This window comes from Kitasatospora sp. NPDC002965, from assembly GCF_040611255.1.
Classification (GTDB): Bacteria; Actinomycetota; Actinomycetes; order Streptomycetales; family Streptomycetaceae; genus Kitasatospora.
Genome location: NZ_JBEXNT010000004.1, coordinates 26,008 through 40,394, shown reverse-complemented (window position 1 = coordinate 40,394; position 14,387 = coordinate 26,008). Strand labels below are relative to the sequence as shown.

The 14,387-nt window shown below is 73.1% G+C and carries 9 protein-coding genes; 5 read left to right on the top strand and 4 right to left on the bottom strand.

The genetic code is table 11. The features are described 5' to 3' along the window. Window positions 1–65: 65 nt before the first annotated feature. The 3 genes from ABZY91_RS03005 to ABZY91_RS02995 form a co-directional block, all read right to left on the bottom strand. Window positions 66–3,854: a multifunctional oxoglutarate decarboxylase/oxoglutarate dehydrogenase thiamine pyrophosphate-binding subunit/dihydrolipoyllysine-residue succinyltransferase subunit gene (locus ABZY91_RS03005; RefSeq protein WP_355399349.1), complete on the bottom strand. Its 3,789-nt coding sequence runs from the start codon at window positions 3,852–3,854 to the stop codon at window positions 66–68. A gap of 454 nt (window positions 3,855–4,308) precedes the next feature. Further along, the gene (locus ABZY91_RS03000; protein ID WP_329952252.1) at window positions 4,309–5,439 is read right to left on the bottom strand and encodes a HAMP domain-containing sensor histidine kinase; all 1,131 of its coding nucleotides are present in this window, start codon (window positions 5,437–5,439) and stop codon (window positions 4,309–4,311) included. 98 nt (window positions 5,440–5,537) lie between these two features. Beyond that, on the bottom strand, window positions 5,538–6,275 hold the full coding sequence (locus ABZY91_RS02995) for a response regulator transcription factor (protein ID WP_329883079.1): 738 nt from the start codon (window positions 6,273–6,275) through the stop codon (window positions 5,538–5,540). Window positions 6,276–6,825: 550 nt separating this feature from the next. Here ABZY91_RS02995 and ABZY91_RS02990 point away from each other — a divergent pair. The 4 genes from ABZY91_RS02990 (at window position 6,826) to ABZY91_RS02975 (ending at window position 12,454) form a co-directional block, all read left to right on the top strand. Then, window positions 6,826–7,605, top strand: coding sequence for a rhomboid-like protein (locus ABZY91_RS02990; protein WP_355399347.1), 780 nt, complete (start codon window positions 6,826–6,828; stop codon window positions 7,603–7,605). A 361-nt stretch (window positions 7,606–7,966) separates the two neighbouring features. Further along, window positions 7,967–10,438, top strand: a complete 2,472-nt coding sequence (lon, locus tag ABZY91_RS02985; protein WP_355399345.1) for an endopeptidase La — start codon at window positions 7,967–7,969, stop codon at window positions 10,436–10,438. Between the two features lie 164 nt (window positions 10,439–10,602). After that, a complete protein-coding gene (locus ABZY91_RS02980; RefSeq protein ID WP_329883076.1) occupies window positions 10,603–11,109 on the top strand; it encodes a GtrA family protein in 507 nt (168 codons plus the stop codon). 130 nt (window positions 11,110–11,239) lie between these two features. After that, window positions 11,240–12,454, top strand: a complete 1,215-nt coding sequence (locus ABZY91_RS02975) for an ROK family transcriptional regulator (RefSeq protein WP_329883075.1) — start codon at window positions 11,240–11,242, stop codon at window positions 12,452–12,454. Window positions 12,455–12,506: 52 nt separating this feature from the next. Here ABZY91_RS02975 and ABZY91_RS02970 read toward each other — a convergent pair whose 3' ends face one another. Further along, on the bottom strand, window positions 12,507–13,595 hold the full coding sequence (locus tag ABZY91_RS02970) for an ABC transporter permease (RefSeq protein WP_355399342.1): 1,089 nt from the start codon (window positions 13,593–13,595) through the stop codon (window positions 12,507–12,509). Between the two features lie 112 nt (window positions 13,596–13,707). On the opposite strand from ABZY91_RS02970, the gene ABZY91_RS02965 reads away from it, so the two are divergent. Beyond that, a complete protein-coding gene (locus ABZY91_RS02965; RefSeq protein WP_355399340.1) occupies window positions 13,708–14,262 on the top strand; it encodes a MarR family transcriptional regulator in 555 nt (184 codons plus the stop codon). The last annotated feature ends 125 nt before the right edge of the window (window positions 14,263–14,387 follow it).

Genomic DNA, 14,387 nt, shown 5'->3' with positions numbered 1-14,387 from the left:
GCCCTGGGGACCAGGGATGCGCGGGGGGCCGGAGGTACGACGGTGCCGGAGTCCGACCGGGAGGGTCAGATGGTGAAGATCTCCTCCAGCAGCGACTGCTGCTCGGCGGCGTGACGCTTGGCCGAACCGACCGCGGGGGCCGAGGAGGCCGGGCGGGCGACGCGGCGCAGGCGGGCGCCGTTGGCACTGCGGCCGATGACGACCTGGAGGTGGTCGACCAGGTTCATCGCGATGAACGGCCAGGCACCCTGGTTGGCCGGCTCCTCCTGGGCCCAGACGAACTGGACGTCCTCGCCGTAGCGGGCCAGCTCCTCCTGGAGCTCGGCCACCGGCAGCGGGTAGAGCCGCTCGACCCGGACGATCGCCGTGTCGGTGACGCCGCGCTCGGTGCGGGCCGCCTCGACGTCGTAGTAGAACTTGCCGGCGGTGATGACCACCTTCCGGACGTTCGCCGGGTCGACGGTGTTGTCACCGATGACCGGGCGGAACGAGCCGGACGTGAACTCCTCGGTGGCGCTCGCCGCGGCCTTCAGACGCAGCATCGACTTCGGGGTGAAGACGACCAGCGGCTTGTGGTGCGGGTTGTGCGCCTGCCAGCGGAGCAGGTGGAAGTAGTTCGACGGCAGGGTCGGCATGGCGACCGTCATGTTGTTCTGCGCGCACAGCTGGAGGAAGCGCTCCGGGCGCGCGGACGAGTGGTCCGGGCCCTGGCCCTCGTAGCCGTGCGGCAGCAGCAGGGTGACGCCCGAGTGCTGGCCCCACTTCTGCTCGGCGGAGGCGATGTACTCGTCCACCACGGTCTGCGCGCCGTTGACGAAGTCGCCGAACTGCGCCTCCCACATGACCAGCGCGTTCGGGCGGGTCAGCGAGTAGCCGTACTCGAAGCCCATGGCCGCGTACTCGGACAGCAGGCTGTCGTAGACGGTGTAGCGGGCCTGGTCCTCGGTGAGGTACTGCAGCGGGGTGTAGTCGTCGCCGGTCTGGCGGTCGATCAGGACGGCGTGCCGCTGGCCGAAGGTGCCGCGGCGGCTGTCCTGGCCGGCCAGGCGGACCGGGTGGCCCTCCATGAGCAGCGAGCCGATGGCGAGGGTCTCGCCCGTCGCCCAGTCGATGGTGTTGTCCTCGACCGAGGCGGCCCGGCGCTGGAGCTGCGGCAGCAGGCGCGGGTGGACGGTCAGCCAGTCCGGCAGGTTGACCTGGGAGGCGGCGATCCGCTTGACCATCTCCTGGGAGATGCCGGTCTGGATGTTGACCGGGAAGTCGGCGACCGGCTTGCCGTTGGTGGCGGGGGCCGGGGCCTGGGCGGCGTCGCGGACCTCCGCGAAGACCTTCTCCAGCTGGCCCTGGAAGTCCTGGAGCGCCTGCTCCGCCTCTTCCATGGTGATGTCGCCGCGACCGATCAGACCCTCGGTGTAGAGCTTGCGCACCGAGCGCTTCTTGTCGATCAGGTCGTACATCAGCGGCTGGGTGAACGACGGGTTGTCGGCCTCGTTGTGACCGCGGCGGCGGTAGCAGATGAGGTCGATCACGACGTCCTTGTGGAACGTCTGGCGGAACTCGAAGGCGAGCCGCGCGACGCGGACCACGGCCTCCGGGTCGTCACCGTTCACGTGGAAGATCGGGGCCTCGATCATCCGGGCCACGTCGGTGCAGTACATCGAGGAGCGCGAGGACGCCGGGGCGGCGGTGAAGCCGACCTGGTTGTTCACCACGACGTGCACGGTGCCGCCGGTGCGGTAGCCGCGCAGCTGCGACATGTTCAGGGTCTCCGCGACGACGCCCTGGCCGGCGAAGGCCGCGTCGCCGTGGATCTGGATCGGCAGCACCGGGAAGGTCGTGCCGCCCTGGTCCAGGATGTCCTGCTTGGCGCGGGCGATGCCCTCGACGACCGGGTCCACGGCCTCCAGGTGGGAGGGGTTCGCGGCGAGCGAGACCTTGATGGTCTCGCCGTCCAGGCCGGTGAAGGTGCCCTCGGAGCCGAGGTGGTACTTCACGTCGCCGGAGCCGTGCATGGACTTCGGGTCGAGGTTGCCCTCGAACTCGCCGAAGATCTTGCCGTACGGCTTGCCGACGATGTTGGCCAGCACGTTCAGACGGCCGCGGTGGGCCATGCCGATGACGGCCTCGTCCAGACGGTGCTCGGCCGCCGAGTCGATGGTGGCGTCCAGCAGCGGGATGAGCGACTCGCCGCCCTCCAGCGAGAAACGCTTCTGCCCGACGTACTTGGTCTGCAGGAAGGTCTCGAAGGCCTCGGCGGAGTTCAGGCGGCGCAGGATGCGCAGCTGCTCCTCGCGCTCCGGCTTCGTGTACGGCTTCTCCACGCGCTCCTGCAGCCACTTGCGCTGCTTCGGGTCCTGGATGTGCATGTACTCGATGCCGACGGTGCGGCAGTAGGTGTTCCGCAGCAGGCCGAGGATGTCGCGGAGCTTCATCATCCGCTGGCCGCCGAAGCCGCCGACCGCGAACTCGCGCTCCAGGTCCCACAGGGTGAGGCCGTGGGTGGTGACGTCCAGGTCGGGGTGCTTGCGCTGCTTGTACTCCAGCGGGTCGGTGTCGGCCATGAGGTGGCCGCGGACCCGGTAGGAGTGGATCAGCTCGATGACGCGCGCGGTCTTGTTGACCTCGTCGTCGTGGGTGGTGGCGACGTCGGTGGCCCAGCGGACCGGCTCGTACGGGATCCGCAGCGACTCGAAGATCTCGTCGTAGAAGCCGTTCTCGCCGAGCAGCAGGCGGTGGATCTCGCGCAGGAACTCGCCGGACGCCGCACCCTGGATGACGCGGTGGTCGTAGGTCGAGGTCAGCGTCATGATCTTGGAGACGCCGAGCCGGGACAGGGTCTCCGGGGCGGAGCCCTGGAACTCGGCCGGGTACTCCATGGCGCCGACGCCGACGATGGTGCCCTGGTTCTGCATCAGGCGCGGCACGGAGTGCACGGTGCCGATGCCGCCCGGGTTGGTCAGCGAGACCGTGACGCCGGTGAAGTCGTCCATGGTCAGCTTGTTGGCGCGGGCCCGGCGGACGATGTCCTCGTAGGCCTGCCAGAAGCCGAAGAAGTCGAGGGTCTCGGCCTTCTTGATGGCCGCGACGACGAGCTGGCGGTCGCCGTTCGGCTTGACCAGGTCGATGGCCAGGCCGAGGTTCACGTGCTCCGGCTTGACCAGGTAGGACTTGCCGTTCTCCACCTTGTAGCTGTTGTTCATCCCGGGGGAGGCCTTGACGGCCTGCACCAGGGCGTACCCGATCAGGTGGGTGAAGGAGACCTTGCCACCACGGGCGCGCTGCAGGTGGTTGTTGATGACGATGCGGTTGTCGATCAACAGCTTGGCCGGGACGGCGCGGACCGAGGTCGCGGTCGGCACCTCCAGCGAGGCGTCCATGTTGGTCGCGACGGCCTTCGCCGGGCCGCGGAGCGGGACCAGCTCGGGGCCGGTCGCGTCGGTGGCGGGCGCAGCGGCCGGGGCGGCGGCCTTGGGGGCCGGAGGCGCGGCGGGGGCTGCGGCGAGCGGCGCGGCCGGGGCCGGGGCCGCGACCGGGGCCGCGGCGGCCGGAGCTGCCGGGGCGGCGGGCGCTGCCGGAGCCGGCGCTGCCGGGGCCGGAGCCGCCGGAGCAGCAGCGGCGGCGGGCGCGGGGGCGGCGGCGGGGGTCGGCGTGGGGCCGACCTGGGTCGCGGCCTGGGTCACTGGGGTCACCTCGGTACCGGGCTTGTAGTCGGCGAAAAAGTCCCACCAGGCTCGGTCGACCGAGTTCGGGTCCTGGAGGTACTGCTGGTAGATCTCGTCGACGAGCCACTCATTGGGGCCGAAGCCCGTGGAGCTTGCCGAGCTGTTGGAGGTTTCATGGGACTGTGGCGACACGGCGGCAACCGCCCTCTTCCGCTTCCTTTTGGGATGTTTGGACAGCGGGGATTAAGGCTACGCCTCTGACCAGTGATCGCGCAGTCCCCGGGGCCCAGGCGTCGCCCAGATCACAGTCCTGACCTGCAGGTTGGCTGAAAATGTGCGTTAGAAGGCCGCATCGGAGGGGAACCGATCGCGCCTGATCGCGCCCCATATGCGGGCAAAAGCGGACAAAAGTATTCGATTGACCGGCGGACTCCGCCGCGCATGTCTGTGTCGCTTCTGTGACATGCGGGCGAAGTCCGCTCGACGCGAACATCGCGGCGGCCTCCGACGGAACCGCCTGCGGGACACCGGCGGGATCACCGGCGCACTCACCGGGGTGAACGCGGACGCGAGCGCCGTCGGGGCCGCCGGCGGGGTCGGTGCGGGGTCGGTGAGGTGCGGGGTCGACGGGGGGCCGCCCGCGCGGTCAGCGCGGGCCGGGCAGCCGGACCGCGATCCGGCAGCCGCGTTCGGCCTCGGCGACCTCGATCCGCCCGCCGTGCAGGTCCACCGCCCAGCGGGCGATGGCCAGGCCCAGCCCGGTGCCGCCGTCGGCACCCGGCCCGGCCCCCGTGGCGGTGCCGCTGCGGCTGAACCGCTCGAAGACCCTGGTCCGGTCGGCCGCCGGGATGCCCGGACCCTCGTCCTCCACCTCCAGCAGGAGCCCGCCCGGCATGTCGCCGGGCCGGGCGCGGACCGTCACGGTGCCGCCCGGCGGGGAGTGCTTGCAGGCGTTGTCGACCAGGTTGGCGACCACCTGGTGGAGCCGTTCCGGGTCGGCGACGCCGGTCAGGCCGGCCGGGCTGACCTCCAGGGCGAGCCGGACGTCGCCCCGGCGGGAGAACGCCCCGCCGGCCGTCGCGCCGTCCACGGTGACCCCGCGCAGCACGCCGTCCAGGAACTCGCGCACCTCGAAGGGGCGGGCGTCCAGGTCGACCACGCCGTCGTCGATCTTGGACAGGTCGAGCAGGTGGGCGACCAGCCGGCCGAGCCGTTCGGTCTGTTCCAGCGCGGCACCCAGGGTCGCCGGGTTCGGCTGGACCACGCCGTCGACCACGTTCTCCAGCACGGCGTGCAGCGCGGCGATCGGCGTGCGCAGTTCGTGCGAGACGTTGGCGACGAGCTCGCGGCGGTGGCGGTCGGCGGCTCCGAGATCGGCCGCCATCTGGTTGAAGGTCGCCGCCAGCTCGCCGATCTCGTCGCGCGAGTTCACCTCGACCCGGCGGGTGTAGTCGCCGGAGGCCATCGCGCGGGCGGCGGCGGTCATGTCGCGCAGCGGGGCGGTCAGCCCGTGCGCGAGGAACTGCATGAAGAGCAGCGAGGCGATCATCGAGAAGATCATGATGATCCGGATCTGGGTCTCGGACCGGATCGCCACGACCACCATGCCGGTGGCCAGGAAGACCGAGACGATCACCAGGAGGGCGAGTTTGCCCTTGATGGAGCGGACCGGGTCGAGCGGCCGGATGTCGGCCCAGACCCGGCGGGCGGCACGCGTGGCCAGCGTGGGCGGCCTGCTGCCGGTGGTGTCCCCGTTGCGTTGCTGTGGAAAGGTCATTGGTCCCCTGTGAATCCCCCGCGTGCTGTGATCCCTCGGGTGGCGCGCACGGCGGTTCGGGACACGGGCCCCCCGGAGGCCCGCCGCCCGAGGCGCCGCTAGGAGAGCGGGGCCTCCAGCGCGTACCCGACACCGTGGACGGTGCGGATCCAGCTGGCGCCGATCTTGCGGCGGAGCGCCTTGACGTGGCTGTCGACGGTCCGGGTTCCGGACGCGTCGGTCCAGTCCCACACCTCGGCCAGCAGCTGCTCGCGGGTGAGCACCGCGCGCGGCTGTGCGGCCAGGCAGGCGAGCAGGTCGAACTCGGTCGGCGTCAGGTGGACGTCGCCCGCGGCCAGCCGGACCCGGCGCTGGACGTGGTCGATCTCCAGCTCGCCGAAGCGCAGCGAGCCCAGTGCGGGCGTCCGGGCGGCCTGCTGGGCGCGCTCGACGCGGCGCAGCAGCACGTTGACCCGGGCGGCCAGTTCGCGCATGGAGAAGGGCTTGGTCATGTAGTCGTCGGCACCGACGCCGAGGCCGACCAGCAGGTCCGTCTCGTCGTCGCGCGCGGTGAGCATCAGGACCGGGACCGGGCGCTGGGCCTGGATCCGGCGGCACACCTCCAGCCCGTCGAAGCCGGGCAGCATGATGTCGAGGACGACGAGGTCGGGCTGCCAGGTGTGGAAGCCGTCGACGGCGCCGGGTCCGTCGTGGGCCACGGCCACCTTGAAGCCCTCCGCGCCCAGCCGGGCCGCGATGGACTCGGCGATCGTGGGCTCGTCCTCCACCACCAGCACTCTGCGCTGGCTGCTCACCGTGCCGCCGTTGTTCTGGTGGTCCTGCTGAATTTCTGTCACGGTCACGCCACCGCCCCCAGGGCTGCGGGCCGGCCACCTGTGGGGATGGCGAGGCTCCGCTCGTAGTCTTGTTCCGTCGTGGACTGTGCCGGGTCCGCCGTCCCGTCGCGCGTGCGGCGTCGGAGGGCGGGTGTGGACCGCCCTTCTCTTCCGCACACTCCGCAGCGTACGGACAGAGGATGCTTCCCGGCAGGCGGACCGGACGTTTCCGGCCCGTGGACCGGCCTGTCGGACCGGTTTCCGGACCCACTCGGAAGTGGGCACGGGCCGATACCTTACCCGGCGATTTTTCACTCAGTAACGGTACGTATGCACATGAGTTGACACCAACCCGCCGGTCAGGGGCGCCACCCCCCTGTGGGGAGGGGGATGGTCTGGACCAATGTCGGGTCTCTACCGGTATCGGAATACTCACGGCATTTTCCCAGCCGGCTCCCAGGAGCCGGACGTACCGTGGCCACGACAAGTCGTGGAGGTGGGATCGCCGGAGCCCGCCGGTACGTTGGGCACCGGGCGGGGCCGGTGGCTGCGGCGTCTGAGCGGAGGCGGCATGACGGGGCGACGGATCGGCGCCGGGCAGGGCGGGCCGCCGTACGGGATGCTCCGCCACGGGCTGCGGGCCGGCCCGCTCGCCTGGGTGCTGGCCCGGGTGCCGACCCCCCGGCGCAACCCCTTCGCGCTCGGCTACCTCGCCGTGGTCGGCGCCACCACCACGTTCGCGATGCTCGCCGATCCGGAACTGGTGGCCCGCCTCCAGGAGGCGTCCAGCTCGGACGGGCACAACCTGTTGCACCATCCGCTGCGCGCGCTCCTGCTCAGCGGCTTCTGGGTGGCCGGCACGGTCTGGATGCCCTACCTGTGGGCCTTCGCCCTGACCGTCGCGCCACTGGAGCGCCGGGTCGGGGCGGTCCGCGCCGCGGTGGTCTTCGCGGCCGGGCACGTCACGGCCACCCTGCTCTCCCAGGCCGTGGTGATCACCGCGGTGGAGACCGGGCGCCTGGAGACCGCGGCGCTCGACCACCTGGACATCGGGGTCAGCTACGGCGTGCTGGCCAGCCTCGGCGCACTGGCCGGGCTGCTCCCCCTGCCCGGCCGGGTGTTCGGCCTGGGTCTGGCCGGCGTGCTGATCGCCGAGCAGATCGCGACCGACCGCGACCTGGTCACCGGCGTCGGGCACCCGGTGGCGCTGCTGGCCGGGGTGGCGCTCTGGCGCTGGCTGCGCCGCTGGGACGGCCACGGACCGGGGCGCGGCCGGGCGGTCGCGCCGGCCGCCGGGGTGCCGGCGCCGGCGACCGCGCGCGGCCGGACCGCGGTGCTGGACCGGCTGTAGGCGCCCGGCCGGCCGTCGCCCGGCGGCGGTGGCCGCCTCCCGGTGGTGTGGCTCCGGTGCCGCTCCGGTGTCGTTCCGGTGCCGCTTTCCGATCGATCTCTTCCGGGTGCAGCCCGCGGCCGTCCGTCTCCGTCCGTCTCCGTCCTTCCGGCCGTCCCTCCGGCCGTCCTTCCGGCCGGCGCCCCGGCCGGCGGCGCCCGGACGCCGCCGCGGCCACCCCGGGACGCGTCTTTTTGACAGCCCCCGCGCGCGCTCCCTGCGCCGACTCCGCGTTCGCTCACGGCGAACAACTGGCGGGGAACATCCGGCGCCCGCAGATCCTTAGTCAGGTCGACTCAAGTTCGCTGACTGGGGAGAGATCATGGCATCGACGTCCACACCGCTCACCCTGCCCGTGCTGCCGCTCGACGACGAGGTCGTGCTCCCGGGCATGGTCGTCCCGCTGGACCTGAAGGACACCGAGGTCCGCGCCGCCGTCGAGGCCGCCCGCGCCGCGGCCGGGACGGGCAAGCCCCAGGTCCTGCTCGTCCCGAGGGTGGACGGCTCGTACGCGGCCGCCGGCACCCTCGCCACCGTCGAGCAGGTCGGCCGGCTGGCGGACGGCGACCCGGCCGCGCTGGTCCGCGCGGTGCGGCGGGTGCGGATCGGCGTCGGCACCACCGGGCCCGGCGCCGCGCTCTGGGTCGAGACCACGCCGTTCCGCGAGTCCTCGGCCGGCACCCCCGTGGCCGGGCGGGCCGCCGAGCTGGTCAGGGACTACAAGAACCTCTCCACCCAGTGGCTGCGCAAGCGCGGCGCCTGGCAGATCGTCGACCGGGTCGCCGCCATCGAGGACGTCGGCGAGCTCGCCGACAACATCGGCTACGCGCCCTTCGTCACCGCCGAGCAGAAGCTCAAGGTGCTGCTGGAGGCCGACCAGGTCGCCCGACTGGAGTACGCGCTCGGCCTGCTCCGCGACCACCTCGCCGAGGAGGAGGTCAACGACACCATCCGCAAGGACGTCGAGGAGGGCGTGGCCAAGCAGCAGAAGGAGTTCCTGCTCCGCCGCCAGCTGGAGGCCGTCCGCAAGGAGCTGGCCGAGCTGAACGGCGACCCGGCCGACGAGGAGGACGACTACCGCGCCCGGGTCGAGGCCGCGGGCCTCCCGGAGAAGGTGCGCGAGGCCGCGCTCAAGGAGGTCGACAAGCTGGAGCGGGCGAGCGACCAGTCGCCGGAGGGCTCCTGGATCCGCACCTGGCTGGACACCGTCCTGGAGCTGCCCTGGAACGAGCGGACCGAGGACGCCTACGACATCGTCGGCGCCCGCGCGGTGCTGGACGCCGACCACGCCGGCCTGGCCGACGTGAAGGACCGCATCGTCGAGTACCTCGCGGTCCGCAAGCGCCGGGCCGAGCAGGGGCTCGGGCCGGTCGGTGCCGACGTCGGTGCCGGTGCCGGCAGCGGCGGCAAGGAGCGGCGGGACGGCGCGCTGCCCGGGAAGGGCGGCGGAGGGCGACGGGCCGGCGGGGCGGTGCTCGCGCTGGTCGGCCCGCCCGGCGTCGGCAAGACCTCGCTCGGCGAGTCGGTGGCCCGGGCGATGGGCCGCAGCTTCGTCCGGGTCTCGCTCGGCGGCATCCGGGACGAGGCGGAGATCCGCGGCCACCGGCGCACCTACGTCGGCGCGCTGCCCGGGCGGCTGGTCCGCGCCATCAAGGAGGCCGGCTCGATGAACCCGGTCGTCCTGCTCGACGAGATCGACAAGGTCGGCTCGGACTACCGGGGCGACCCGGCCGCCGCCCTGCTGGAGGTGCTCGACCCGGCCCAGAACCACACCTTCCGGGACCACTACCTGGAGGTCGAGCTGGACCTCTCCGACGTCGTCTTCCTCGCCACCGCCAACGTGCTGGAGGCCATCCCCGAGCCGCTGCTCGACCGGATGGAACTCGTCCGGCTCGACGGCTACACCGAGGACGAGAAGGTCGTCATCGCCCGTGACCACCTGCTCCCGCGTCAGCTGGAGCGGGCCGGCCTCCGGGACGAGGAGGTCACCGTCGACGAGACCGCACTGCGCCGGCTGGCCGGCGAGTACACCCGCGAGGCCGGCGTCCGGACCCTCGAACGCTCGATCGCCCGGGTGCTGCGCAAGATCGCCGCACAGAGCGAGCTGGGCGAGCGCGAGCTGCCCGTCAGGATCGGCGCCGACGACCTGCGCGCCCTGATCGGCCGCCCGCACCACGTCCCGGAGGCCGCCCAGGAGCCGGCCGAGCGGCGCACCGCCGTCCCCGGGGTGGCGACCGGCCTGGCGGTCACCGGCGCCGGCGGCGACGTCCTCTACATCGAGGCCTCGCTCGCGGACGCCGAGACCGGCGGCACCGGGCTGACCCTGACCGGCCAGCTGGGCGACGTCATGAAGGAGTCCGCCCACATCGCGCTCTCCTACCTGCGCTCGCGCGGAGCCGAACTGGAGCTGCCGGTCACCTCGCTGCGCGACCGCGGCGTGCACCTGCACGTCCCGGCCGGGGCCGTGCCCAAGGACGGTCCGAGTGCCGGCATCACCATGACCACGGCGCTGGCCTCGCTGCTCTCCGGCCGCAAGGTGCGCACCGACGTGGCGATGACCGGTGAGGTGTCGCTGACCGGGCGGGTGCTGCCGATCGGCGGGGTGAAGCAGAAGCTGCTCGCCGCCGACCGGGCCGGCGTCACCACGGTGATCATCCCCCGGCGGAACGAGGCCGACCTGGACGACGTCCCGGCCGAGGTGCTGGAGCGGCTCACCGTCCACCCGGTCTCGGACGTCCGGGAGGTGCTGAGGCTGGCCCTGGAGCCGGCCGAGGTGCTGGTCGCGGCCGCCTGAGGCGGCGCCGGGCGGCCACCGGCGGGGCGTTAACGGCCCCGGGAAGGGCCCGAACGGCCCCGGGACAGGCCCGGCGGAGTACTCCTCCGCCGGGCCACCGGCGTGCCCGGACGCCGGACGGGTTCCGGCGGGAACGGCGGCGGGCCCCGTGCCAGACTGCGGAGATGGCGTCCCCCACGCAGCGCGTCCTGGCCCGGGTGCCGGCCGGGCTGCGCCCGGTCCTGCTCCGGCACCGGAGGCTGGTGAAGTTCCTGCTGGTCGGCAGCGGGTGCTTCGCCCTGACCGTGGTGATCAACTACTCGCTGCGGCTCACCCTGCTGGCGCACAAGCCGGTGGTGGCCCTCACCGTGGCGACCGTGGTGGCCACCGTCGTCTCCTACGTGTTCAACCGCCGGTGGGCCTTCCGGGCGAACGGCCGGCAGCGCGAGGCACTGCTCTACTTCCTGGTCAGCGTGGCGGCGATCGCCGTCAACGACGTCCCGCTGATCGTCTCGCGGTACATGCTGAACCTGCGGGAGCCCTGGGTCAGCCCCTTCGCCCAGGAACTGGCCGACTTCCTCAGCGGGATGGTCCTGGGCACCTTCGTGGCGATGCTCTTCCGGTTCTGGGCCATGCAGCGGTGGGTGTTCCGGCTCGCCGAGCCCGCCTCCACCCGGGTGGAGCAACCCTGACGGCAGGCCCCCGCGTCCGGCCCGCGCTCCTCCGGCCGGCCCGTCGACCGGCCCCCGACCGGCCGGGAGCGGTCGGCGAAACCGGGCTACGCTGCAAACGAGTCTGCGGAAGCCGATCGGGGTGATGGCGATGCGCGAGACGGACGGTCTCCGGTCAGGGCCCGCCAGCCAGCAGGGCATGCGCCGGGCCAACCTGGCGCTGGTGCTCGGGGTCATCGCGCGCGCCCCGCGCTCCCGGGCCGAGGTCGCCGCCGACACCGGGCTGACCAGGGCGGCCGTCTCCTCGCTCGCCGAGGAGCTGATCGCGGCCGGCCTGGTGGTCGAGGAGGGCCCGTCGGCCCCCAGCGGCAAGGTCGGCCGGCCCGGCACGGCGCTCGGCCTCCACCCGGACGGCCCCGGGGGCCTCGGCGCCGAGATCGGCGTGGAGCACCTCGGCGCCTGCGTGGTCGACCTGCGCGGCGAGGTCCGGGCCTGGCGACGGCAGGAGATCCGCAACCGGGGCCGGCATCCCGCCGCCGTCATGGCCGACCTGGCCGAGCTGCTCCGCCGCGCCGCCGCCGACGCCGGACTGCGCCCGGCCGGGCTGACCCTGGCCGTGCCCGGACTGGTCGGCGGCGACGGGGCGATGCTCCAGCGGGCCGCCAACCTCGGCTGGCGGGACGTCCCGGTCACCGCCGAGCTGCGGCTCGCACTGCGCGCCGCCAACGCCGACGAACTGGCCGAGCTGCCGATCCTGGCCGACAACGAGGCCAACCTCGGCGGGCTCGCCGAACTCTGGCTGGGCGGCGGGCCGGAACACTTCCTGCACGTCTCGGCCGAGGCCGGTGTCGGCTCGGCGATCGTGGTCGGCGGCCGGCTGCTGCGCGGGGTGCGCGGCTACGCGGGCGAGCTGGGCCACGTCCCCGTCCACCCGGACGGGCCGCGCTGCGCCTGCGGGGCGACCGGCTGCCTGGAGCAGTACGCGGGGGAGGCGGCGGTGATGCGCCAGGCCGGACTGGAGGGGATCCGCGGCGACTGGGTGGCGCTGCTCGCCGAGCGCGCCGCCGCGGGGGACGAGGAGGTGGTGGCGGCGCTGGCCGGGGCGGGCGCCGCGCTGGGCATCGCCTCGGCGGGTGCGGTCAACCTGCTCGACCCGGCGGAGGTGGTGCTGGGCGGCGGCTACGCGCAGCTGGCGCCCTGGCTGGTGCCGGCGATGAGGGCCGAGCTGGCCGCCCGGGTGACCGTCCGCCCCTGGACGGACGAGCGGCTGACGGTCTCCCGGCTGGGCCGCCGCGGCCCCCTGCTGGGGGCCGCGGTCGGCGTGGTCCGGTCGGTGATCGCCGACCCCGGGCGGCCGGAGGACTGAGGCCGCCCGGCGACCGGTGCCGTCCGGCGACCGGTGCGGTCGCCGAACCGCGTCAGTCCGTGGTCAGCGTGCGGGTGAGGTGCCCCGGCCGGCGGAGTACGGCGGCGAAGGTGACGGCGACGCCGACCGCCGCCCACACCAGCAGGACCACCAGCGGTACGGCGAGGCCGGAGCCGCCGAAGTAGGCGATCGAGCGGGCCGCGTCCGTCCCGGCGCCGTTCGGGAACCAGGCGCCGATCGCCCGCCAGAACGTCGGCATCATCGGCGGGGGGAAGACCCCGCCGGCGCTCGGGTTGCCGAGCACCACGAAGAGCAGGACCGCGATCCCGATGCCGATGATGTCGAACAGGCACTGGAGCGCCATGGTGACCGCGCCGACCGAGAAGACCACCAGCGCGCCGACCGCCGACAGGCCCCAGAACGAGCCCGGCAGCGCGTCCAGCACCGACTGGACGATGATCGCACCGCCGATGCCGGCCGCGACCGAGTACAGGGCCAGGGTGCCGAGCCGGATCACCGCCCGGTTGGCGTTGGCGGGCTTCGCCCCGGCGCTGACGCCGAGGATCGAGGCGACCAGGTAGCCGCCGACGCACCAGCCGATCACCAGGTAGAAGGAGGAGAGGCCGTTGGCGTCCCCCTTGGCCAGCGGGACGACGTCCTCGACCTTGACCGTCCGGCCCTGGGACTTCTCCAGGCCGGTGACGATGCTCTCGGCGGCCCGGGCCGCGGACGGCCCGCGTGCGTTGGCGACCAGCAGCACGTCCTCGGTGGAGGCCGGGTTCACCACCAGCGCGGCGTAGATCTTCTGGTCCTTGAGCTGCTCGGTGGCGGTGGCCGCGTCCGGCGCCGTGACGGCCTTCACGGCCTCGTCCGGGACGGACTCCAGTCCTTCCACCAGCTTGGGGGCCACCTGCGGCGGGGCCACCACCGCGATCGACAGCTCGTGCGGGGTCGGGTGGTGGAGCGCCCCGACGTACGACGTGATGAAGCCGAGCTGGAGGAGGAGCACGGCGATCACCAGCAGTGCCGCACGCGGGGTGACCGCGCCCTTCAGTTCGGCGGCGAAGCCCTGCCCCGGTGCCGGCGGTGATGCCTGCTCCGGTGCCGTGGCCTGCCCTGGTCCCTGCCCTGGGGCGGTCATCGACATCTCCTTGCGTATCGGGGGAAACCGGATACTTAATAGCATGAACTAGTTTCGTTGACGTTTCTCCCGCGCCGGGTCCGGCGTTCTCGTGCTGCGCGATACTGGCGCGGTGACTGCGGCGAACGAGGACGAGGAACCACTGCTGGCGGTGGAGCGCGAGGTCGGGGTGCTCTTCCGGCGGGGCCGGGCGCGGGTGGCGGAGCTCTCCCGGCGGGTCCATCCGCAGCTGGAGGGCATGGCGTACAGCATGCTCGGCTACATCGAACAGGCCGGCCGGGTGCGGGTGACGGACGTCGGCGTGCACTTCGCCGTGGGCAAGGCCACGGTCAGCCGGCAGATCCGCGCCCTGGAGGAGCTGGGTCTGGTCGCCAGGGTGGCGGACCCGCTGGACCGCCGCTCGGCGCTGGTCTCGCTCACCGAGGACGGCCGGCGGCGGTACCTGGCGGCCCGGGACGCCCGGATGGGGCGGGTCAGGGAGCTGATGGCCGGCTGGTCGTCGGAGGAGGTGGCCCGGTTCGCCGAGTTGCTGCACCGCTTCAACGACGTGGTCGGCGAGGCGGCCGTCCCGTCGCTCGCCCCGTCGGGCGCGGCGTCGGGCGTGGCGTCGGGCGTGGCGTCGGCCGCCCCGTCGGGCGTGGCGGGCGGGCGCGGCGAGGAGGCGTAGCGGGGAGGCGCCGCGAGGGGGCGTCACCGGGATCGAGGCCCGGGCCGAGTGGTCGGCCCGGGCTTTACTTGCCCTTGACGAATGTTGCCCAAGTCAACCAACCCACTTATGGTTGTGTCAGGCAA